General features: G+C 71.0%; 26 protein-coding genes and 1 pseudogene. 8 read left to right on the top strand and 19 right to left on the bottom strand.

Annotation, left to right across the window (positions count from 1 at the left end):
* Window positions 1–29: 29 nt before the first annotated feature.
* Entirely contained in the window at window positions 30–548 is a 519-nt protein-coding gene (locus ACIRG6_RS26035; protein ID WP_403324718.1) for a cyclophilin-like fold protein, read from the bottom strand.
* Window positions 549–752: 204 nt separating this feature from the next.
* Between ACIRG6_RS26035 and ACIRG6_RS26040 the strand changes: the two genes are divergently transcribed.
* Window positions 753–989, top strand: coding sequence for an SDR family NAD(P)-dependent oxidoreductase (locus tag ACIRG6_RS26040; RefSeq protein ID WP_403324719.1), 237 nt, complete (start codon window positions 753–755; stop codon window positions 987–989).
* Window positions 926–1,405: a Rossmann-fold NAD(P)-binding domain-containing protein gene (locus ACIRG6_RS26045; RefSeq protein WP_403324720.1), complete on the top strand. Its 480-nt coding sequence runs from the start codon at window positions 926–928 to the stop codon at window positions 1,403–1,405. Before ACIRG6_RS26040 ends, ACIRG6_RS26045 begins: the two co-directional genes overlap by 64 nt.
* Before the next feature lie 79 nt (window positions 1,406–1,484).
* Here the strand turns inward: ACIRG6_RS26045 and ACIRG6_RS26050 are convergent, their stop codons facing one another.
* From ACIRG6_RS26050 to ACIRG6_RS26065, 4 genes are all read right to left on the bottom strand, one after another.
* A complete protein-coding gene (locus tag ACIRG6_RS26050; protein ID WP_403324721.1) occupies window positions 1,485–2,474 on the bottom strand; it encodes an aldo/keto reductase in 990 nt (329 codons plus the stop codon).
* Window positions 2,475–2,610: 136 nt separating this feature from the next.
* A complete protein-coding gene (locus ACIRG6_RS26055; RefSeq protein ID WP_403324862.1) occupies window positions 2,611–3,648 on the bottom strand; it encodes an NAD(P)-dependent alcohol dehydrogenase in 1,038 nt (345 codons plus the stop codon).
* 29 nt (window positions 3,649–3,677) lie between these two features.
* Entirely contained in the window at window positions 3,678–4,088 is a 411-nt protein-coding gene (locus tag ACIRG6_RS26060) for a (R)-mandelonitrile lyase (protein ID WP_364683082.1), read from the bottom strand.
* A 23-nt stretch (window positions 4,089–4,111) separates the two neighbouring features.
* Window positions 4,112–5,128, bottom strand: a complete 1,017-nt coding sequence (locus ACIRG6_RS26065) for a zinc-dependent alcohol dehydrogenase family protein (RefSeq protein WP_364822249.1) — start codon at window positions 5,126–5,128, stop codon at window positions 4,112–4,114.
* A 265-nt stretch (window positions 5,129–5,393) separates the two neighbouring features.
* Here ACIRG6_RS26065 and ACIRG6_RS26070 point away from each other — a divergent pair, with 265 nt between their 5' ends.
* Complete coding sequence (locus tag ACIRG6_RS26070; protein ID WP_365021046.1) at window positions 5,394–6,284, top strand: helix-turn-helix transcriptional regulator; 891 nt, start codon at window positions 5,394–5,396, stop codon at window positions 6,282–6,284.
* A 160-nt stretch (window positions 6,285–6,444) separates the two neighbouring features.
* Here ACIRG6_RS26070 and ACIRG6_RS26075 read toward each other — a convergent pair whose 3' ends face one another.
* The 13 genes from ACIRG6_RS26075 to ribB all read right to left on the bottom strand — a co-directional run bounded on the left by ACIRG6_RS26075 (window position 6,445) and on the right by ribB (window position 18,358).
* Window positions 6,445–6,831, bottom strand: coding sequence for a hypothetical protein (locus ACIRG6_RS26075; RefSeq protein WP_365021049.1), 387 nt, complete (start codon window positions 6,829–6,831; stop codon window positions 6,445–6,447).
* 955 nt (window positions 6,832–7,786) lie between these two features.
* A complete protein-coding gene (locus ACIRG6_RS26080) occupies window positions 7,787–8,239 on the bottom strand; it encodes a DUF6197 family protein (protein ID WP_403324722.1) in 453 nt (150 codons plus the stop codon).
* Between the two features lie 142 nt (window positions 8,240–8,381).
* Window positions 8,382–10,634: an MMPL family transporter gene (locus tag ACIRG6_RS26085; protein WP_403324723.1), complete on the bottom strand. Its 2,253-nt coding sequence runs from the start codon at window positions 10,632–10,634 to the stop codon at window positions 8,382–8,384.
* A 226-nt stretch (window positions 10,635–10,860) separates the two neighbouring features.
* Window positions 10,861–11,328, bottom strand: coding sequence for a hypothetical protein (locus tag ACIRG6_RS26090; protein ID WP_318219423.1), 468 nt, complete (start codon window positions 11,326–11,328; stop codon window positions 10,861–10,863).
* Between the two features lie 402 nt (window positions 11,329–11,730).
* The gene (gene fabF / locus ACIRG6_RS26095) at window positions 11,731–12,993 is read right to left on the bottom strand and encodes a beta-ketoacyl-ACP synthase II (protein ID WP_403324724.1); all 1,263 of its coding nucleotides are present in this window, start codon (window positions 12,991–12,993) and stop codon (window positions 11,731–11,733) included.
* A 92-nt stretch (window positions 12,994–13,085) separates the two neighbouring features.
* Entirely contained in the window at window positions 13,086–13,232 is a 147-nt protein-coding gene (locus tag ACIRG6_RS26100) for a hypothetical protein (protein ID WP_403324725.1), read from the bottom strand.
* A gap of 68 nt (window positions 13,233–13,300) precedes the next feature.
* Window positions 13,301–14,311, bottom strand: a complete 1,011-nt coding sequence (locus ACIRG6_RS26105; protein ID WP_364683068.1) for a beta-ketoacyl-ACP synthase III — start codon at window positions 14,309–14,311, stop codon at window positions 13,301–13,303.
* A gap of 108 nt (window positions 14,312–14,419) precedes the next feature.
* Window positions 14,420–14,617: a hypothetical protein gene (locus ACIRG6_RS26110; RefSeq protein ID WP_403324726.1), complete on the bottom strand. Its 198-nt coding sequence runs from the start codon at window positions 14,615–14,617 to the stop codon at window positions 14,420–14,422.
* Window positions 14,618–14,619: 2 nt separating this feature from the next.
* The gene (locus tag ACIRG6_RS26115; protein WP_403324727.1) at window positions 14,620–15,039 is read right to left on the bottom strand and encodes an SRPBCC family protein; all 420 of its coding nucleotides are present in this window, start codon (window positions 15,037–15,039) and stop codon (window positions 14,620–14,622) included.
* Entirely contained in the window at window positions 15,039–15,803 is a 765-nt protein-coding gene (locus tag ACIRG6_RS26120; RefSeq protein WP_364683064.1) for an SDR family oxidoreductase, read from the bottom strand. The genes ACIRG6_RS26115 and ACIRG6_RS26120 overlap by 1 nt, the downstream gene beginning before the upstream one ends.
* Window positions 15,800–16,417 (bottom strand): hypothetical protein, encoded by a 618-nt coding sequence (locus ACIRG6_RS26125; RefSeq protein WP_403324728.1) that lies wholly within the window; start codon window positions 16,415–16,417, stop codon window positions 15,800–15,802. Before ACIRG6_RS26125 ends, ACIRG6_RS26120 begins: the two co-directional genes overlap by 4 nt.
* A 7-nt stretch (window positions 16,418–16,424) precedes the next feature.
* Window positions 16,425–17,690 (bottom strand): 1-acyl-sn-glycerol-3-phosphate acyltransferase, encoded by a 1,266-nt coding sequence (locus ACIRG6_RS26130; RefSeq protein WP_403324729.1) that lies wholly within the window; start codon window positions 17,688–17,690, stop codon window positions 16,425–16,427.
* Entirely contained in the window at window positions 17,687–18,358 is a 672-nt protein-coding gene (gene ribB, locus ACIRG6_RS26135; protein WP_403324730.1) for a 3,4-dihydroxy-2-butanone-4-phosphate synthase, read from the bottom strand. The genes ACIRG6_RS26130 and ribB overlap by 4 nt, the downstream gene beginning before the upstream one ends.
* A 317-nt stretch (window positions 18,359–18,675) precedes the next feature.
* Here ribB and ACIRG6_RS26140 point away from each other — a divergent pair, with 317 nt between their 5' ends.
* The 4 genes and pseudogenes from ACIRG6_RS26140 to ACIRG6_RS26155 form a co-directional block, all read left to right on the top strand.
* Window positions 18,676–19,188 (top strand): MarR family winged helix-turn-helix transcriptional regulator, encoded by a 513-nt coding sequence (locus ACIRG6_RS26140; RefSeq protein WP_403324731.1) that lies wholly within the window; start codon window positions 18,676–18,678, stop codon window positions 19,186–19,188.
* A 239-nt stretch (window positions 19,189–19,427) separates the two neighbouring features.
* Window positions 19,428–19,571 (top strand): hypothetical protein, encoded by a 144-nt coding sequence (locus tag ACIRG6_RS26145; RefSeq protein WP_364822279.1) that lies wholly within the window; start codon window positions 19,428–19,430, stop codon window positions 19,569–19,571.
* 33 nt (window positions 19,572–19,604) lie between these two features.
* Complete coding sequence (locus tag ACIRG6_RS26150; protein ID WP_403324732.1) at window positions 19,605–19,904, top strand: hypothetical protein; 300 nt, start codon at window positions 19,605–19,607, stop codon at window positions 19,902–19,904.
* A gap of 25 nt (window positions 19,905–19,929) precedes the next feature.
* Window positions 19,930–20,274: pseudogene (locus ACIRG6_RS26155) on the top strand (sigma factor); the annotation flags it as partial.
* 19 nt (window positions 20,275–20,293) lie between these two features.
* On the opposite strand, the gene ACIRG6_RS26160 reads toward ACIRG6_RS26155, so the two are convergent.
* A complete protein-coding gene (locus ACIRG6_RS26160) occupies window positions 20,294–20,542 on the bottom strand; it encodes a hypothetical protein (protein ID WP_403324733.1) in 249 nt (82 codons plus the stop codon).
* A 27-nt stretch (window positions 20,543–20,569) separates the two neighbouring features.
* Between ACIRG6_RS26160 and ACIRG6_RS26165 the strand changes: the two genes are divergently transcribed.
* On the top strand, window positions 20,570–20,728 hold the full coding sequence (locus ACIRG6_RS26165) for a hypothetical protein (RefSeq protein WP_403324734.1): 159 nt from the start codon (window positions 20,570–20,572) through the stop codon (window positions 20,726–20,728).
* The last annotated feature ends 172 nt before the right edge of the window (window positions 20,729–20,900 follow it).

The following is a 20,900-nucleotide window of genomic DNA, read 5'->3' on the forward strand; positions in this document are numbered from 1 at the left end:
GGCACGGGGCTTGAGGAGGCGGGGCCCGGTCAGGCGGAGGCTTCGATGCGGATGCGCTTCGCTGCGGCGAGCCGGTCGATGTCGCCGCGGTCATTGAGGCGGCCGAGGATGACCAGGTTCGGGGAGTGATCGCCGTCGCGGTAGAAGAAGGCCAGGTTGCCCCAGGGCGCGTAGTAGGCGAGGTCGCCCGCCTTCGGGTTCGAGGCCGCGGGGGCGCCCGTGGTGTCGAGTTTGCGGGGCGGGTAGGCGATCCGCTCGGTCTGGTGGAAGTCCTCCATGTCCAGGGTGACCGGCAGGAGTTCTGTCAGGTCACGGGCGGCGGCGCTGTCGTTGAGGGTGGCCTCGACCTGGTGGCCGTCGATTGTCAGGCGGAGGTTCATCGGGGTGCTCCTGTCGGAAGGTTCGGACGCTGCCTCGCTGCCCGGTGGCGGGTGGCGCGCGGTGGAGGGCTCGGACGACGGCGTGGGCCGGCTCGTGATGCACGCCGCCGCAGCCAGGGCCAGGACGAGGGCCAGGGCGGGGGCCATACGGGCGATGGCGCTGGACACGGTCTGTCTCCTCGGGGCGGGTGGGCTGGGCGGTAAGGGCGGGTCTCCGTATGCCGCCTTATCCAGGAAACCGGCACGTCGCGGGGAGATCGAGTTACGGATGAGGGGTGTACTGGCAGTGCATCCCTGGCGCGGCCTGAGCGTCGGGATCACAGGAGGCGCGAAGCGCGTGCTCCTGACGTCGATGTGGAGGAGGGTGCGGGCATGAGCCGGATCCTGGTGACGGGTTCCGCCGACGGGCTCGGACGTGCGGCAGCGGATGCCCTGCTGTCCCGCGGCCACCGGGTGGTGGTGCACGCCCGCAACCCTGAACGGGCCAATGGCCCAGCGCACTCGACGAGGCTGCACCGCTCGATGCGGTCATCCACAACGCCGGTGTGTGGAGCGGTCCGGCCGTCACGCCCGTCAACGTCATCGCCCCGTACCTGCTCACCGCCCTGATGCCTACACCCGGCCGGCTGGTGTACCTGAGCAGCAGCTCGCACTACAGCGGACGGCCCGTCCTTCAGGGAATCGACTGGATGGGGCTCAGCTCTGGTTCCTACGCGGACAGCAAGCTGTACGTGACCGCCCTCGCGGCCATGGTGGCGCGGCTGCGGCCCGGCACACCGAGCAATGCCGTGGATCCGGGCTGGGTGCCGACGAAGATGGGAGGCCCGGGCGCGCCGGACCATCTGGAGCTCGGTCATCAGACCCAGGCATGGCTCGCAGCCAGCGATGACTCGCAGGCCCTGACAACGGGCAGGTACTGGTACCACCGGCAGCGGCAGCAGCCCCACCCGGCGGTGTACGACGAGGCGTTCCAGGACCGGCTCCGGCAGGTGCTCGCCGAGGAAACAGGGGTCGAGCTCAGCTGAACAGCCCGACTCGCACACGAAGACCACAGCCGTCCTCGCCAACCTGCGAGCTTGGCGGAAACGGCTGTCTCTTTGTGGTCTACCAGGCGTATGCCTCGGGGGCTTCGCCACCGGGGCTGGGCCAGATCTCGTCCAGCCGCTTCAGGACGTCGTCCGACAGGTGCACGTCGAGGGCCTTCTGGCCCGCCGCGAGCTGTTCGGGGGTGCGAGGGCCGGTAATCACGGAGGTGAGGACGGGGTTGTTCAGCAGCCAGGCCAGCGCCACGTCGGCGGGCTGTGCGCCGATCTCGGCGCACAGCTTCTCGTACGCCTCCAGCTGGGGCCGGTGGCGCTCGATGGTCTGCTGCATCTGCGCGGACGCGCGGCGCCCGTTCTCGATCTTCTTCAGGACTCCGCCGAGCAGTCCGCCGCCCAGCGGGCTCCAGGGGAGGAGTCCGATGCCGTAGTGGCGCAGGGCGGGGATGACCTCGAGTTCGATGGTGCGGGCGGTGAGGTTGTACAGGGACTGCTCACTGATCAGGCCCATGAAGTGGCGGGTGCGGGCCTCGCTCTGGGCGGTGGCGATCTGCCAGCCGGCGAAGTTGCTGCTGCCCACGTAGGTGATCTTGCCCTCGCGGACGAGTTGCTCCATGGCCTGCCAGATCTCCTCCCACGGGGTCGACCGGTCGATGTGGTGCATCTGGTAGAGGTCGATGTGGTCGGTCTGCAGGCGCCGCAGGCTGGCCTCGGCGGCGCGGCGGATCTTGTACGCGGACAGGTACTTGTCGTTCGGACCGAGGCCCATCGGCTGGTATAGCTTCGTGGCGAGCACGACCTTGTCGCGGCGTCCGCCGCCCTGGGCGAGCCAGCGGCCGATGATCTCCTCGGACAGGCCGTAGCCCTGCGGCATGTCGGGCCACTGCGGGCCTCCGTAGACGTCCGCGGTGTCGAACAGGTTGATACCCGCCTCCACCGCGGCGTCCATGACCGTGAAGCTGGTGGCCTCGTCGGTCGCGTCGCCGAAGTTCATCGTGCCCAGCGCGAGCCGGCTGACTCGCAGACCGCTGCGGCCGAGATGGGTGTACTGCATGGGTGAGAGGTCCTTTCTGTGGCGGCGCGGCCGGATGAGCAGGCCCCGCTCTGTGAACGGTGGAGGGCCGGCGGCGGCTGCACCGCGCGGTGGCCCGGCAGCTCTGGGGCCGTGTCTGCTCCGCCGTCGGGAGGGGTCAGGCGAAGGTGGCGGCGTCGATGACGAAGCGGTAGCGGACGTCGGAGGCAAGCACCCGCTCGTACGCCTCGTTGACCTGGTCGGCGGGGATCACTTCGATGTCGGCGCCGATCCCGTGCTCGGCGCAGAAGTCGAGCATCTCCTGGGTCAGGGCGACGCCGATCATGGAACCGGTGACGATGCGCCGGGCGCCCAGGAGGAAGCCGTTCACGGTCAGCGGTCCGGGGGCGGCGCCGACGTTGACCATGGCGCCGTCGATGGCCAGCAGGCCGAGGTAGGCGTTGGTGTCCAGGTCGGCGCTGACGGTGTTGATGATGACGTCGAAGCGACCGGCGAGGCTGGTGAAGGTGTCCGGGTCGGAGGTCGCGTAGTAGTGGTCGGCTCCCAGGCGCAGGCCGTCTTCCTGCTTCTTCAGTGACTGCGACAGCACCGTCACCTCGGCGCCAATGGCGTGAGCGATCTTGACGGCCATGTGGCCGAGACCGCCCAGGCCGACGACCGCCACCCGCTTGCCGGGGCCCGCGCCCCAGCGGCGCAGCGGCGCGTAGGTGGTAATGCCCGCGCACAGCAGCGGGGCGGCTGCTGCGGCGTCCAGGTTCTCGGGGACGGACAGGACGAAGTCGGCGTCCACGACAACGTGGGTGGAGTAGCCGCCCTGGGTGTGGGTGCCGTCGCGGTCGGCGCTCGCGTAGGTGAAGACCGTGCCGTTGGCGCAGTACTGCTCGTCGCCGCCGCGGCAGGCGGCGCACTCGCCGCAGGAGTTGACCATGCAGCCGACCCCGACGCGGTTGCCGGCCCGGTGCCGGGTGACGTCGGAGCCGACTTCTTTGACGGTCCCGACGATCTCGTGGCCGGGGACGACGGGGAAGGGCTGAGGGCCCCAGTCACCGTTGACAGTGTGGATGTCTGAGTGGCAGATACCGGCGTACTCGATGGCGATGAGGACGTCGTTCGGACCGACCGTGCGGCGCTCGATCGTGGTGGGAGCGAGCGGCTGGCCGGCGGCGGGGGCTGCGCAGGCGTTGACGCGCATGATGGAGGTCCTTGTCCAAGCGGTGGGGTGGGTCAGGCGGCGGCGGGGGCGGCTGCGTACTCCTGGTCGGTGACGGGGGTCAGCCAGTGCACGACGTCGTGGTCGGCGTCCGCCTCGTTGATGGCCAGGTGGACCATGAGGCGGTTAGGAGCAGCGCCGTGCCAGTGCTCCTCGTCCGCCACGAACAGGACGCGGTCACCGGGCCGGATGACCTCGATCGGGCCGCCGCGCCGCTGGCACAGGCCGACGCCCTCGGTGACGAAGACGGTCTGGCTCAGCGGGTGGCGGTGCCAGTGGGTGCGGGCGCCGGGCATGAAGTGCACGAGGTTGGCGCTGACGCGGGAGGGCTGCGGAGCCGCGGCAACGGCATCGATGTAAACGTCGCCGGTGAACCAGTCAGCGGGCCCCTTGACGGTGTCGACGGAGCTGCGGGTGATCTGCATGAAGGTGCCTTCGGTCGGGTGGGTCAGGGGGTGAGGAGGGTCTTGATGGCGCGGCGCTCGTCCATGGCCTTGTAGCCCTCGGCGACCTGGTCCAGAGGGAGGGTCAGGTCGAAGACCTTGCCGGGGTCGATCGCGCCGGTCAGGACGCGGTCGATGAGGTCGGGCAGGTAGCGGCGCACGGGCGCGGGGCCGCCGCGCAGGCCGACGTGGGAGAAGAAGAGTTCCTGGCCGTCGACGGAGACGTCGTGCGGGACGCCGACGAAGCCGACGCTGCCGCCGGGTCGTACGGAGTGCAGGGCCTGGCTCATGGCCTGGGCGGTGCCGACGCACTCCAGCACGCTGTCCGCGCCGATCCCGCCGGTCAGCTCCCTGATCCGGGCGACGCCCTCCTCGCCACGCTCGGCGACGATGTCGGTGGCACCGAACTCGCGCGCCAGCTTCTGCCGGGACGCGTGCCGGGACATCGCGATGATCCGCTCGGCGCCCATCTCCTTCGCCGCGATCACGGCACACAGGCCGACCGCGCCGTCACCGACGACGACCGCCGTCGAGCCGGGCCCGACCTCTGCGGCGTCCGCCGCCCACCATCCGGTGCCCAGTACGTCGGACACCGCCAGGAGCCCGGGCCAGAACTTCTCGTCCGGCACCCCGTCCGTAGCGACGAGGGTGCCCTGAGCGTTGGGGATCCGCACGTACTCGGCCTGGCAGGTCGACATGAACTCGCGGTTCAGGCAGTTCGACGGGAAGCCGTTGCGGCAGTTGGCGCAGGTGTTGTCCGAGGTCGCGAACGAGCCGACGACGAACTGGCCGGGCTTGACGGAGGTGACCTCGGAGCCGACCTCATCGACGAAGCCGACGTACTCGTGGCCCATCGGGTGGGCGTGCTCGGTCGGCTCGGCGCCCCGGTAGGGCCACAGGTCCGAGCCGCACACGCAGGTCACGGCGGTACGGATGATCGCGTCGGTGGGCTTGAGGATCTTCGGGTTGTCGAGGGTCTCGAAACGGATGTCGCCGGGGGCGTGGATCACTGCTCCGCGCATCAGAGTGGTTCCTTACATGCGGTACTCACGGGGGCGTGGTCCGGGCGGCCGTCGGTCGCCGCGGGCCAGGTCAGGCAGGCACCGGACACAGGGCGCAACTGCGCTGTTGCGGTTGCCAGCGGCGTCCCCCAGGGGCGTGTCCGCCGCTCAGGGGGTGCTGCCTGCTCTCCAGGAAACCGCCGTTCCGCGCACGCAGCGAGTTACCAGTGAGGGGTGTACTGGCAGTGCATCCCTTTCACGTCGGCCGCGTCGTACCGTCGAAGGCATGGACAACCGTGAGGAGGTCCGCGAGTTCCTCACCTCGCGGCGAGCGAAGATCAGCCCCGAGCAGGCAGGACTGCCTGCAGGATCCCGACGGCGTGTGCCCGGGCTGCGCCGCAGTGAGGTCGCTGCGCTGGCCGACATGAGCGTCGAGTACTACGCCAAGCTCGAGCGCGGCGATCTTGCCGGCGTCTCCCCTGCCGTCCTCGAGGCCGTCGCCCGCGTGCTGCAACTCGATGACGCCGAGCGCGCCCATCTGCTGAACTTGGCGCATGCCGCCGACGGCACTGACGTTCTCACCCGGCCCCGGCGCCGCCACACAAAGGGCCGACCGCAGGCCCACCGCAGTCTTCAGTGGACGCTCGACGCGATCACCGCCGGGCCCGCAGTCGTATGCAACGGCCGGATGGACATCCTCGCCTCGAACCCTCTGGCCCGAGCCTTCTACACGGATCTGTTCACGAACCCGGTCAACCAGCAAAACCTGGCGCACTTCCAGTTCCTCGACCCCGCCTCGCGCCGCTTCTACCCGGACTGGGACCTGTTCGCCGACATGGCCGTCGCCATGCTCCACGCACAGGCCGGCCGCACCCCGTACGACAAGGACCTGCACGACCTCGTCGGTGAACTGTCCACCCGCAGCGAGGAATTCCGCACCCGCTGGGGCGCGCACAACGTCCGCCGGCACGGCACCGGAACCAAGCGGTTCTACCACCCCGCCGTCGGCGAACTCACCCTCGCCTACGAATCCCTCGACCTGGCCGCCGACCCCGGCCTCCACATGACCGTCTACGCCGCCGAACCAGGCTCCCCCTCCGAAGAGGGACTGCGCCTGCTCGCCTCCCTCGCCGCCACTGAGGAGACCGCCGCGGACGTGCAGCCCACCACCGGTTGAGACACAACGACACACAACCCCGTGACAGCGCTCAGTCACGACAACGGTGATTGAGCGCCGTATCTGGCGCCGTCGCCAAGTTGTCGACGGCCCCCGTTCAACCCTCGAGGACCTGGAAGGGACTGCCGGTCGGGCGCCCCGCGCCAGAGACGACCCCACTTCAGAGCCCTGACGCGAGGAGGCCGGCCATCGGCCGGTGTCTCGGCGTGAATGACCGGCAGGACCAGTGACTGCTCACACGCCTGACTGCGATCATCGGCGGATGACGAAGGACGGGAACCAAGTGGCGCTTCGCCGACTGCTGAGCGACGTCACGGCCGGGCTGGGCGACCAGCACACGCACAAGACGCTGACGCAGGCCCTCGCCGACCTGGGCATGCCCCTGAGGCCGACGCATCCACTCCGTGACGAAGACCGGAGTGAGGGAGGCCAAGAGCGCGCCTATGTCGGCCGATTCGATCCCGGCCCAGATGAGGATGACCCCGACGACCAGCACCCCGAGGAAGGGCACCAGGCGCGTCTGGACCATCGAGTCTTCGTTGGCCATGTGCGTTCTCCTTGGAGACGGCGGTATGTCTGTTCAGGAGTCTGAAATGCCCATGTGGCGATACGGAAGTAGCCGGTGATGCCAGTCCTTGCATCGCAGGTAGACGCCCTGACGTGGCGCACCTTGAACGGCGCGTGGAGGCGAAGCATGCAGGTTCTCGCAGGAGGGGCTGCGGACGGTCGAGGTAACGAGGGGGCATCGCCACCCCGGTTTCACCCGACGTCGAGAGCCCCCGGCCTTCGAGGGGTAGGCCGGGGGCTACTTGCCCTGACAGGGCGGATACCAGCGCCTGCGGCTCCCAGTCCCACGCCGGCGAGAACGAGAACCGCAGGGCCCCGATGCACGCGTGTCACTCTGCCCAACGGACAGAACCCGTCGCAGTCACGGGGTCATCGCCTCCCGCCTCTAGAACGGCGGCCCATGCTCGTGCCGCGCTTGAGGGCGCAGGCAGGCCGTTTTCCGGTCAGCGCGCGGAGGCCCGGGCCGACGCGCAACAGAAGGACGGCCTCGATCCCCCGGCCGCACGCCACCCCGCCGCCCGCCCGTCCCTTCCCTTTCTTCTTTCCGGTCCGGGACCAGCGCAGGGGGTGTGCAGAGGGGGATGTCGGGCTCCGGGCCACGCCGGTACCGGCGTGGTGACCTGCTGGTTCGTCACTCAGCCGCGGGTAAGGCGGGAATCTCGTACATCGCAGCCCGCCGCCATCTCGCCGGGGCGGTCGGTCATCAGCAGGAGCTGCGGCCGCTGTTCGCCGTCTTGATCACCAGCACGCCGTGCCGCGAGGGTGCGACGGCTCGGACCTCACTGGGACTCGAGGTTCGAGCCGGTCTCCTGAAAGGGGGCCGGGACGTCGGTGCAGATCGACGGCGCCCGAACGGCTGCCCGGTGTTCCAACACCTCTTTCGCCGCTGTGAGTTCGGACGGTATGCGGTCGGCCTCCGTCTGGAGCTGCTCCGCTCACATCCGGGCGACTGCCTCCGGTTCCTCCAGCAGGCCCATCAGCCTGTCGCCCCTTTGGGGCAAGGGCAGGGTGGGGTAGCGGCAGGACTGGAGCAGGGCGATGGTCTGCCAGCGGGTGCGGGCCGGCGCGTCGTTCCAGGCGCACACCAGCTCCCAGTCGCTGAAATGGGCGCTGTTGTGGGGGTCCAGGCGAGCCCGTACCGCGGCCAGGGCGGCTCTCACCTCGGCTCCGCAGGACTCTGCGTCTCCGGTAGCCGCCCAGGCGAGGGCTCCGACCAGGCTCGCTGCCTGTGGGTCATGGGGGGACCCGATGTACAGCAGCCCCTGTCCCTGGCACCAGCCTCGTCGGGCGATCAGCAGGGCGCTTCGCTGGAAGATCGCGTCGTCGCCCGTCTGCTCCAGCGGCGGCGGAGTGGGGTCCGTTATGGCGTCGTACAGAGTCGTGCTCACCGGGTCGGTCTCCCTGTCCTGGCGGGTTGTCACGTCGGGTTCGGGTGGGGCGGCGGAACTGACCGCTGCGCTGTCGGCTCGGGGAAGTGAGTCGATCGGCGCAGCGGGTTCTACGAGGGGAGGTCGGGATGGGCGGGTTGGGTCACCGTGTGGTGTGGTCGGCCAGCTGTGGGTGCCGGCTCGTGGTGACCGCCGTCGCGGGGACCGGCTCGGGGCCGGAGGGCTGCTCGGGGGCGGGGGGCTGCTGTTCGGTGCGGCGGTGGCGGCCCCAGATACGGTCCCCGATCAGCAGCAGCGTGGCGGGCATGACCAGGCGGCGGATGACGACGGCGTCCAGGATGACCGCGGCGGCCAGGCTGATGCCGAGCTCCCGCACGATGCTGATCTGTGCGCTGGTGAAGGAGGCGAAGACCGCGACCATGATCGCTGCGGCGCCGTTGACGAGGCCGGCGGTTCGCGCGAGGCCACCGAGGACGGCCTCGCGGTGGGAGGCACCCCCCAGGTAGGTCTCCCGCATGCGGGAGATCATGATCACCATGTAGTCCATGCTGAGGCCGAACATCACGGCGAAGAGCATGAGCGGGGTGACGCTGTTGATGGAGTGGTCGGCGTTGCCGGTGAGCAGGGCGAGGAAGCCGAGGCTGGCGCCGACGACGGCGATGTTGAAGGCCAGGGCGAGCAGCGGAAGCAGGACCGAGCGGAAGGCGTAGAGCAGGATCAGGAAGCTGAGCAGGGCGACGGAGAGGACGACCAGGGGGGCCGAGCGCAGGACGAGGTCGTCGAAGTCGGAGCCGGTGGGGGTGGCGCCGGCAAGCTGGACGGTGACCTCGGGCTGGGTGCGGTCGTCGAGGTGGTCGCGCAGGTCGTCGACCAGGTGGTGGGCCGAGGAGCTGTCGGGGTCGGCGCTGGGGGTGATGATGACGCGGGTGACCAGGTTGTTGCCGTCCTGCGTCCACAGCTGGTCGAGTGCGGTGCGGGCGGTGGCGTCCAGGGAGGCGGGGTCGTCCAGGGACCGGGAGAAGGGCTCGACGGACTGGACCTTGTCGGCGCCGGGTGCGGACCGGGCGTAGGAGGCGATGTCGGTGGCGCTCTTGAGGAGGGCGTCGGACTGGTCACGGTCGGCGCTGAGCACGACCTGGATGGGGAACATCTCGCGGACGCCGATGTCCTGCTTGATGCGTTCCATGCCGGTGCGGGCGCTGTCGTCGGCGGGCAGGATGTCCGCGCTGGCGACGGGGACGCGCAGGGTCAGCTGGGCGGCGGGGGCGGCGAGTGCGGCGAAGGCGACCGCGAGGGCGGCCAGGACGAGGCCGGGTCGGCGGGTGAAGCGGTTGTCGGGGCGGGCGTCCTTGCCGGCCTTGCCGGGGGTGGTCGTCTCGGTGGTGTTCTTGCGGCGGCGCAGGGTGCCCCAGTTGATGCGGTGGCCCAGCAGGCTCAGCACGGCGGGCAGCAGTGTCACGGCAATGGCCACGGCGACCAGGGAGACGGCCACGCCGCCCAGCGCGATGCTGGTGAAGGACATGGCGCGGGGAATGAAGAGGGCCGAGAGGGCGACCACGACGGCCAGGCCGCTGAAGACCACGGAGTGGCCGACGGTGCGCATGGTGCGGTCCAAGGCGTCGGGCACGGTGTGGCCGTCGGCCAGTTCTTCGCGGAAGCGCTTGATGATGAAGAGCGAGTAGTCGACGGCGACGGCCAGGCCGACCATGCTCACGATGTTGGTGAAGAGGCTGTTGACGTCGGTGAACTGTGTCATCCCGTAGCCGATGGCCTGGGTGGCCATCAGGGTGACGCCCGCCATGAGGAGGGGGACGACCATCGCGGCCACGGAGCGGAAGACCAGCAGCAGCACGATGAAGAGCACCGGGAAGGCGATCATCTCGGCGCGGGTGACGTCCTCCTTGGAGTGCACGTTCAGCGCGTAGTCCAGGGCGGGGGCGCCGGTGACGTCGACTTCGACCTTGTCGCCGACGGCGTCGCGCACGTCGTCCTGGAGGTCGGGCACGAGGTTCTGGACGGTGGTGTTGTCGCTGGTGAAGCCCACCTGGAGGAAGGTGGTGCGGCCGTCCTTGGACAGCCACTCGGGGTGGGTGGTGCGGTCGGTGACGGTGGACACTCCTTCGCGCTGCACCGCCTTGCGGGCCTGTCCGATGGCGTCCTGGACGGCACCGTCCTTGCTGTGCAGGACGACCAGCAGGGAGTTGGGGGCTTCCTCGAAGGCACGTTCCAGGGTGCGCTGGGCCTTGACGGACTCGCCGCGGGGGTCGGAGAAGCCGCCGGTCTTCAGGGCTCCTTCGAGCTGGAGGGCGAAGGGGACGGCCAGGGCGAGCAGCAGCAGCCAGCCGGCGATCACGGCTTTGGGCCGCGCAGCGGCGAGGTGGGCGATTTTCTTCACTTCTACTCCTGGGGTTCCGGGGGTCCGTCCACCGCTTGTGGGAGCGGGCCGTACGACAGCAGCCAGACAGGCACATTTCGATGTTGGGACAACGATGATGCGTTATCGATGACCCATCATGCGTGATGCAACATCGATGACGCAACATCTTTGAAGGCGAATTTCTGTCGCCGTACCGGCCAGGAGCCTCAGCAGTGGCTGTGACTGCGCGGAAAACGGCAGCGCGTCAGAGCAGGATCTTGGAGAGGCCGGGTGCCGCCGCACGCCCGCCGGCGCTCGGGCGCATGGCGCGGAGCCTCACAAGTTCGCCGTGGTCGGCACGCAGGATGAGGCGGTACGGGGGACGGCTCTCCTGGCGCGCCACGGTGACCCAGCCCCGCCGGGCCCAGGCGTACAGGGTGATGTGCGGCATGGAGAGTTCCGCGGCCAGGTCCCTCAGCCACCACTCGTCGGCCGCCAGGCTCTCCTCGGGAGCCGGGGCGGGCCGACGGCGGGCCGGGGGGACGTTCTCGCGCAGCAGCCGGCGCACCGTGGTCAGGCTGATGGCATCGCTGCGGCCGGGGGCCATGGTGTAGCCCTCGTTCCGCAGCACCCGGGTGATGGTGGGGGCGGTGCAGCCCTGTTCGGCCAGGTCGGTGATGCGCGCGACGATCCGGACGTAGTGATGCTCCGGCGGGACGGCGGCCGGTGTCATGAGCGCTGTGACAGGCCCAGGGTGCCGACCTGTCCGCAACATGGCGTACATGGCCTGGTGCGCGGCGAGGAGTGGGCCTCGACGAGGCGGGAAACGGCGGGATTCAAGGTGGCGTCCTTCATCGTCCCTCTGTCACTCACTGCGTCGGTTGCCGGTACCGCGGAGGATCAACGCCTGTCGTTCGCCACAGCGCGATCGCCACGCTAAAACGTGCCCTGGTGCGCCGGGGGGACGGTTCCGCAACACGGCTTGAATCTGCCGCAGGGCCGCCGCGGGCCCTCTTCCGTCGCTGTGCGCATGGCCTGGGCTTTCGCCGCCGGGCCGGCATCGTGGTTTTACAGAATCGAGTCCTGTGTTGACCTGAAACAGCACGGCCGGGCGTGGCCCGGTCGCCCGTTCGGCTCAGTGCTGACGGGTGGCGTCGGCGGCGCTGTGGAAGGCCAGACAGACGTTGTGGCCGCCGAAGCCGAAGGAGTTGTTGAGGACGACGGCGGGGCCGGGGGCCAGCTCGCGCGGTTTGTCGCGGACGACGTCCAGGTCGACCCGCCCGTCGAGGGCGCCGACGTTGATGGTGGGCGGCGCGAGACGGTGGTGCAGGGCCAGGACCGCTGCCACCGACTCCACCGCCCCGGTCGCGCCCAGGAGGTGCCCGGTCATCGACTTGGTGGCAGAGATCGGTACCCGTTCGGCGTGGGAGCCCATCACCTGGCGCAGGGCGGCGAGTTCGGCGAGATCGCCCAGCGGCGTGGAGGTGGCGTGGGCGTTGACGTGCGTGACCTGTTGCGGGGAGCTGCCGGCGTCGGCGAGCGCCGCGCGCACGGCGCGGGTCACGTCACGGCCCTCGGGTTCGGGCTGGGCGATGTGGTGGGCGTCGGACGTCAGGCCGACGCCGGCCGCCTCGCCGTAGACGCGGGCGCCGCGGGAGCGGGCGTGCTCCTCTGATTCCAGGACGAGGATGCCGGCGCCCTCGCCCATCACGAAGCCGTCCCGGTCGCGGTCGTAGGGGCGGGAGGCGGCCTCGGGGTCGTCGTTGCGCCGCGACATGGCCCTCATGTTGGCGAAGGCCGTCATGATCAGGGGATGGATGGGGGCCTCGGTGCCTCCGGCGACCACGACGTCCGCCCGGCCGGAGCGGATCATCCCCATGGCGTGCCCCACCGCCTCGGCCCCCGAGGCACAGGCGGAAGCCGTCGTGTGGACGCCGGCCCGCGCGCCCAGTTCGAGGCCGACGTGCGCGGCCGGCCCGTTCGGCATGAACATCGGCACGGTGTGCGGGGAGACGCGGCGCGGTCCCTGCTCCCGCAGCACGTCGTGTGAGGCCAGCAGCGAGGTGAGGCCGCCCAGGCCCGAGGCGATGACGACACCGAGCCGGGTGGGGTCCACGTCCGGCCGGCCGGCGTCCTGCCAGGCCTCGCGGGCCGCGACGAGCGCGAACTGGGCCGAGCGGTCCGTCCGCCGGGCCAGGGTGTGGCCGAGGTGCGGGGCGGGTTCGCTCGCTGCCGGGCAGGCGAAGCGTACGGTGAGGTCGCTCGCCCACGGCTCGGTCAGGGCCCGGGCGCCGGAGCGCCCGGCCAGGAGGGACTGCCAGGTGGAGGCGGCGTCGCCGCCCAGCGGCGTGGTGGCTCCGAGCCCGGTGACAAGCACCTTGCGGCCGGCGTGCGTCATCGTGGGTCTCCTGGAGGTGGGGATCGCGAGGTTCGGCTGGTCTCTCGCCCGGATGCGCTCCGAGGGCGTGGAGGACCTGGCCGGACGGCCTGTCAGACGGCCTGGAAGATGCGGGCCATGATGTCCAGCACGGTGGTGAACTCCTGGGGCGCCGTGCCCGACCGGTCGGCGTCGGTGGCGAGGGCCTCCTCGCCGCACGCGAGGAGGTCGGTGTCCGGCTGCGCGGTGGTCACATGCATGGCAACTCCTGTGCTGGGTCGGACGGGCGGGGAGGCATTTCAGGGTGTGCGTGGGGACGGGGCAGGCGTCAGGGCAGCGTGATCACCTGGGCGGCGTAGGAGAGGCCCGCACCGAAGCCGATGGTGAGGGCGAGCGCGCCGCTGCGGGCGGCTCCGGCCGCCAGCATGTGCTCGATCGCCAAGGGGATGGAGGCCGCCGAGGTGTTGCCGGTGTGCACGATGTCGCGGGCGACGGCCACATGCGCGGGCAGGCGCAGTGCGGCGGCGAGGGCCTCCACGATGCGCAGGTTCGCCTGGTGCGGGATGAACGCCTCGAGGTCGGCGGTGTCCATGCCCGCCTCGTCCAGGGCGCGACGGGCTGCGCGGGCCATCTCGTAGACGGCCCAGCGGAACACCGTCTGGCCCTGCATGGTCAGAGCGGGAAAGCGCGGCGGGCGGCCGTGGCGCAGTTCGAGCCAGGAGGCGCTCTGGTCGATGGCGCCGCCCTGCGCCCCGTCGGAGCCCCAGACCACGGGACCCATGGCCGGGGTGTCGCTGGGGCTGACGACGACGGCTCCGGCCCCGTCGCCGAAGAGGAAGGCGGTGGCGCGGTCGTCGTGGTCGATCAGGTCGGACATCCGCTCGGTCGCCACCACCAGGACGTGGCCGGCGCTGCCGCCGCGGACCAGGTCGTGGGCGACGGCCAGGGCGTGGGTGAAGCCCGCGCACGCCGCGGACAGGTCGAAGGCCGCGGGCTGTACGGTTCCGATCCGGTGGGCGATGTCGGCTGCCAGCGCGGGCAGTTGGCGGAAGTGGGTGGAGGTGGCCACCAGTACGCAGCCGACCTGGTCCGCGGTGACTCCGGCGTGCGCGAGGGCCTTCTCGGCGGCTGCGGCGCCCATGAGGGCGACGCTCTCCTGTTCGGCCGCCCAGCGCCGTTCGGTGATGCCGGAGCGTTCGCGGATCCACGCGTCGCTGGAGTCGATCCGGAGGGCGATCTCCTGGTTCGACACCACGCGAGAGGGCCGGTAACCGCCCACGCCGGTGATGCGGGCGTACGCCGGGCCCGTGGCAGGCCGGAGCACGGAGGGTGCGGACACGATGCGTCTCCCTGGGACGGTGGGCGAGGACGGCCGGAGGGATGGGCGGATGGTGACGGGCCCGGGCGGGGGATGTCTCCGGGCCCGTCACGAAGGGGGGCGGTCTCTTCAGTCGAGGCCGCGCAGGATGTGCTCCTCGGCCGCCTCGCCGTTCAGGCGGGCCAGGTGCAGCGGCACCGGCAGCGCCCAGCAGTCGGTACGGGCGGCGGCGGGCAGGAGCGCGGTGTCCGGCTGCGTGTGGTCACCGGGCGTCGTGGTGGCGGACGGGGCGGCGGGCAGGGCAGCAGGCGGGGCGGCGGGCGGCATGGTCAGGCCACCGAGGCCAGGGTGCGCTGCCGGGCCCGCTGGGACAGGCGGCCCAGGCGCAGGTCGGCGACGCCGGCGAACGCCGGGCGCAGCAGGGCGGCGAGGGTTCCCCGGTTGGTGAAGGAGTGCGTGACATGGGTGCCGTCGCCGTGGGGCAGCAGGCGCCAGCTGTTGGTCTCGGCAAGGCCGGGAACCTCCCAGCAGCCCTCGATGTGGTTCTCGCCGATGCTGCGGTACTCCCAGTGGCCGGTGAGACCACCGCGGGCCGTGAGGGGGTAGCGCCGGCCGGTGGTCGCGGCCTCGGGGCCCCCGACCGACAGGAACGCGGGGTTCCATTCGGCCAGGGCGGTGGGCTCCAGCAGGATCTGCCGTACCGTCCGCAGGGGGGCGGGGATCAGGATGTGTGCGTCGGCGGTATTCATCAGTACCTCATTCCTCCGTCGGTGCGGATGACGGTGGCATTGATGTAGTCGGCGGCCGGAGAGGCCAGGAAAGCGATGGTCTCGGCCGTCTGGGCGGCTTCGCCCAGTCCCAGCAGGGAGCGGTCGGTCATGCGCCGCCGCTGCGGGGCGGCCACGGCGGCGCCCAGGCCGGTGTCGAGGATCCCGGGGGCCAGGGTGGCGGTGCGGATGTTGTAGGAGGCGTACTCCTGCGAGACGGTCATGGCCAGGCCGTGCAGGCCGGCCTTGGAGGAGGCGTAGGCGGCCTGCCCCGCGTTGCCGGTGAGCGCGGTGATCGACGAGATGTAGACGATGCGGCCGTAGCGTGCCCGCATCATGCTCTTCACCGCGTACTTGGTGGTGAGGAAGGCACCGCGCAGGTTGACCCGCTGCACCTCGTCCCAGTCCTCGACCGACATCCGCACCAGAGGCTGGTCGCGGGTGATCGCGGCGTTGTGGACGAGGACGTCGAGCCGGCCGAACCTGCGGGCCTCAGAGGCCAGCAGCGCGGCCGTGTCGTCGGTGGCCACGTCACCGGGGACGAGCCGGAGCCGGTCGCGGTACTTGCCCGCCAGACGTTCCAGTCCCTCCGAGGGGGAGCGGTGATTGGCGACCACCGTGGCTCCCTGTTCCAGGAGCGTCTGCGCGGCCAGCAGGCCAAGACCCCGTCCCGCCCCGGTGAGGAGCACTACCCGTCCCGTCAGCGGGGTTGCCGAGGGCGGGGCCGGTGAAGTCGGAAGGGTCATGGCGTGGTCTCCCAGGTACGGACCGCCGCCGCCCTGCCGGACGGGCACAGCGTGGCGGCGGGATCGACGGTGGCGGTGATGTCGGTGGTGGGGTCGCTGGTGAACAGGTGGTCGGTGACCGGCGCGAGGCGGTCGTCGGCGAAGGGGCGGGGCGGGCGCAGGCGGGCGAACCTGAGGTTCCCCAGGTGGCGAGGGGGGTCCTCGACGATCAGATGCGGCAGCAGCAGGTCGGGCTCCTCGCGCAGCAGTCGCGTGCTGTTCTCCAAAAAGCGCAGGCCGCGTTCGCGCAGCGCGGCCGGCATCCAGTCCAGGACCGGCACGTGCAGCTCGCTCACCACACCGTCACTGGTCAGCGTGGCCCGGGCGGCCACGTCGGGCGGAAGACGCTCGGCCTCCTCGGCGTACATCGGTACCGAGATGCGCTCCTGCTCGATCAGGACCAGGAGACAACCGCCGCTGTACAGATGGTCCATGACCTCGGCCGCCTGCGCGGGGCTCGGCCACAGAGCCGTGGGGATGTAGTCGCCGGGTGCGGAAGCGTGCCAGGACAGGCGACGGGGCCCGTCGAAGACCACGAGTGTCTCACCGCACCGCAGGAACGCTGATGTGCTCATCGTTCTCTCATGACCTCGGATTCGAAGGGCCGCCGACGCCGGCGAGCTGCTGGTAGTGGGCTTCGGCCCGGCGCCGTCGGTCCGCTGTTCTGGCGTCGGGGGCCGGCGCGGCGAGGATGTGGCGCAGGTGCGGCGCCGCCTCGTCGTCACGGCCGACGGCGATCAGCGCCTCGGCGTACGCCATGGGATAGCGGGTGTCGTGGGCGCCCAAGCGGGCCGCGTGCCGCAGGTGCTCCAGCGCCTGGCGGCGGCGGCCGCCCAGGGCTCGGGGCATCAGCAGGTGCCAGCGGCCCAGCAGGTAACGGGCCATCAGGTGGTCGGGGTGTGTGCGCAGTACCTCCTGTGCGGTGTGCCGCACCCCGCGCAGCACGGCGGGCCGCAGCGGTGCGGGGGCGTTCAAGGCGCGCAGTCCGGTCAGCCGGGCCTCCAGAACGCGGGCGTCGGCGCCGAGAGAGGTGCCGAGTCCGGTGACGCCGCCGGGATCGGTGACGCGGGCCAGGTCGAGCAGCAGGCGCGCCTGCTGCATCCGCCGCGCGGTGGGCAACTGGTCGGTGTGGCTGAGCATCGTCTCCACGACCGTCTCGGCCCGCTGGACGAGTTCGGCGGCCGCCTGCCGGGCCCGCCGAGGGTCGGGGGTGGTGCGTGCGGTGTCCACCAGGTGCTCCAGCGCCTGCCGCGCCCCTTCGACCAGTGCCGCGACCCGCTGAGGCCTGGGCCGTGCGGTGTCGTCGGGCAGTGCGGGGCCGAAGACGACCCGCACCCGGGCCCGGCGGGGCCGCCAGGCGCCCTTGGGCAGGACGTGCTGGGCACCCCACAGCGCCACGGGGATGACGGGCACGCCGGCCCGGACCGCGAAGCGGAAGGCGCCGTCCTTGAAGGGCAGCAGCGGCCAGCCCGGCCCGCGGGTGCCCTCGGGATAGACCACCAGGGCGCCGCGGTCGGCGAAGACGCCGTCGATCGCGGCCAGCAGTTCCTTGCCGGGCCGGTCCCTGTCCACCGGGATGCCCCCCATGCCCTGGGTCCACCGGCGGCGCACGGGGTGGACGAAGGCCTCCGCCTTGGTGAGGTAGGACGTGGGGGTGTCCCGCAGAGCGTCGAGTACGGCGTCGAGGACGAGGTGGTCGGCGAAGCTGCTGTGGTTGGCGACCAGGACGAACGGTGTGTCGGCCGGCAGGTGCCGCACTCCTTCTACGCCGGCGAGGAACCGGTGCGTGACCGCGGGACGTGTCAGCGCGGTCGACGCACCGGCCATCCACCGGGAACTGCAGCTCACTGCTCCCGCTCGCTGCGGGCAGCGGCGTACTCGCGCAGCTTCTCGATGCTGGTGAGCACCAGACCCTCGCGCCGGGCGAACTTGGCCAGCTGGGGCAGGCGCGCCATCGTCCCGTCCTCGCGGATGATCTCCACGATGACGCCGGCGGGCACCAGCCCCGCGAAGCGGGCGAGGTCGACCGCCGCCTCGGTGTGACCGGGCCGCTCCAGGACACCGCCCGGGCGGGCCACGAGCGGGAAGATGTGCCCCGGCCGGCGCAGATCGCCGCTGGAGCCCTTCAACATCAGCTCGATCGTCTTGGCGCGGTCCGGGGCGGATATCCCGGTGGTCACCCCGTGCTCCGGGCCGCCGTCGACGCTGACGGTGAACGCGGTGCCGTGGTGGTCCTCGTTGCGCTCGACCATCGGGGGCAGCTCCAGCTGAGCGGCGCGCTCCTCGGTCACCGAGACGCAGACCAGGCCACGCCCGTGGGTGATCATGTAGTTGATGGCCGCGGCGTCGGCGTACTCCGCCGCCACGATGAGGTCTCCTTCGTTCTCCCTGTCCTCGTCGTCCACCACGACGACGAGCTCACCCCTCGCAATGGCCGCCACGGCCGCCGCGGCGTCGTCGAGAACGATCGGGGCGTCGAGAGCAACGGGATTGCCTTCAAGGATCTGCGCGGTCATCTTGCTTCCTTTGCTTGACGTGGGCTTGCGCTGAGGTCGTGCACCGGGGTCAAGAAGCGATGCAACGACACCGACATCGATGCTCCGACATCGATGGCGTAACACCGATGCTTCATCATGCATGTCGCAGCATCGTTGTTGCAACAACATTCTCGGAGTCATCCAAAGTGACAAGCGGGACTCCGGAAAAGCCTGAAGCGACATATATCGATGACGTAGCATTGAATGACACGCCATGGATGCTGCATCATCGAGAAACGATGCCCCCCGTCCCGGCTGCGGCAGCCGCAGCCGGCTCGACACCCAGGAGAGCCGCCATGCCCCACTCCCCCGTCACCACGGAGACGCCACCCGGCACGACGCCCGAGCCGCCCCGGAACGACTCGGAACTGCGCTACCTGCTCCTGGCGGCCCAGCGCGAGGGAGCCCGGCAGATGACCGGACAGCTCCGCCCCCTCAACCTGACCCCCGCCCAGGCCGAAATCCTCCTCGTACTCGCCGAGCGCGCCCCCCTCACACTCGCCGAGGTGGGCCGCCTGATCGTCTGCGAGAGCGGCAGTCCCAGCCGCATCGTCGACACCCTCACCAAACGAGGCCTCGTCGACCGCGAACCCGGCCAGGTCGACCGCCGGGTCGTCTACCTGCGACTCTCCCCGCGCGGAGAGGAACTGCTCCCCACACTGCGTGCCATCGACACCCGCACCGACGCCATGGTCACCGACTGCCTCACCCCGGAAGAACAGCAGGCCATGACCCACGGACTGCGCCGCATGCTGAACGGCACACCCAGCGGCACCGCACTGGCAGCACGCTTCGGACGCGACAAGTAACCCGCCGCACCAGCAACCCGAACCCGCCGAGGAAGAACCCCAACAGCAACAGACCCCCCGGGGTCGCGTGCACACGGGCTCGGAAGGCGCCCGGTTCCACAGCCGGATGATCCAGGCCGCTGGACGGCGTCCGGGCGAAGACCGGGACAACCAGGGCGGAGCCCCCGGCCGCGCGCAGCGGGAGCGCGCGGCCACTGTCGTCCTCGCCGAACTCGGAGCAGCCGGCGTACCGACACGGCATGGCCACACGGCCGACCCGCGAGCACGGCGGCGGCGAACACGCCCGGCAACGCGCCATGACCGAAGCCCGCGCCCCGTACGAGCACGACCAGGACCAGGACGACACGGACACGGCCCCCGGCACGGAGCGCACCGCCGGCTGACCGCCGCCTCCAGCGGCGCCGGTCTCCTGGGCGGTGCAGGACGCACGAAGGACCGCCGACGCGCAACGGGACCAGGAGCCCGCCCGGCCCCCGGCCGACCTGGCCGCCGTACGCCTCAAACGGTCGGGGACGACGGTCACCGTGTCCGCGACGGTCCTACCCGAGCGCGCGGCCGACCAGGCGTTCCGCCGCAAGCACTTCGGCATCGACAAGGAGGGCAAGGTCGATGTCTACGTCGGTCGGGGCGTCCCCGTCAGCGACTACGGCAGCTTGATCGCGGCGCTCTCCCGCAACGCGGGCGACCTCTACCAGGGCCCGACACACCTGCTGTGAGTCGCGCGTGCCGCATGATGACCGCGTGGACTTCGAGCCCCACCGGGGTGAACTGACGGCGTTCTGCCACCGCATGCTGGGCTCGGCGCACGAGGCCGAGGATCTGGTGCAGGAGACACTGCTGCGTGCCTGGTAGGCGCGCGAGCGGTAAGACCCGGCGCGGGCCTCGGTCCGTACGTGGCTGTACCACATCGCTACGAACGTGTGCCTGACCGCGTTGGAGGGCCGGAGCCGGCGGCCGCTGCCGTCGGGGCTCGGGGCGCCGAGCAACGACCCAGGGGCGCCACTGGTGCCCGCGCCGGCCGTGCCGGGGCTGGAACCGTTCCCCAACGCACGGTACGACGTCGAGGTCAGGGCCGATCTGCGGCTCGACTGCTCCTCCCAGGATTTCAGGCCGGCAGTCCGGGCAGGACCTGGCCGTCGGTGATCTGGGCGCTGGCCGTCAAGGCGTGACCGTCGCAGACCACATAGCGGTCGCCGTTGTCGGCCTGAACGGTGTGAGTGGCCGGCTCGGTGCAGGCCGCATCCAGCCGGTCGTACGGCCAGACGTTGAAGCACGTGAAGTCCGTGCACCAGGAGTCGAAGCCGCCCGTGCCGGACGCGCGGGACTCGAGGGTGCCGCCGTACTCGGGGCACACGCCCCACGGCACGGTGCAGCCGACCAGATGGCCGTGATCGTGGACAACCTGATCTCCGGGTACCTGCGGAACCCGTCCCGCACCGACGCCATGCTGCGCCGCGACGGCATGACCCGGACCGCTGACCGTCTCGTGGAGCTGTTCGGCCCCCAGTGGGGGAAGCACCACGCCCCGCCCGGCTCCTGACCAACCCCACACCCGGCCAACCACAGGCCCGACCACGGCAGGCCCACGGGCCCGCAGCCACACCGGCCGCGGACCCGCCTCCATCGGTCTATCCCCTGCTCCCTCTACCGGCCGCAGCCAAGAAGAATGCCCAAGAGGCCGCTCGGGCAGGTGCTCACCGGTGCCGTCGGGA

The organism is Streptomyces flaveolus (assembly GCF_044765825.1).
GTDB lineage: Bacteria > Actinomycetota > Actinomycetes > Streptomycetales > Streptomycetaceae > Streptomyces > Streptomyces flaveolus.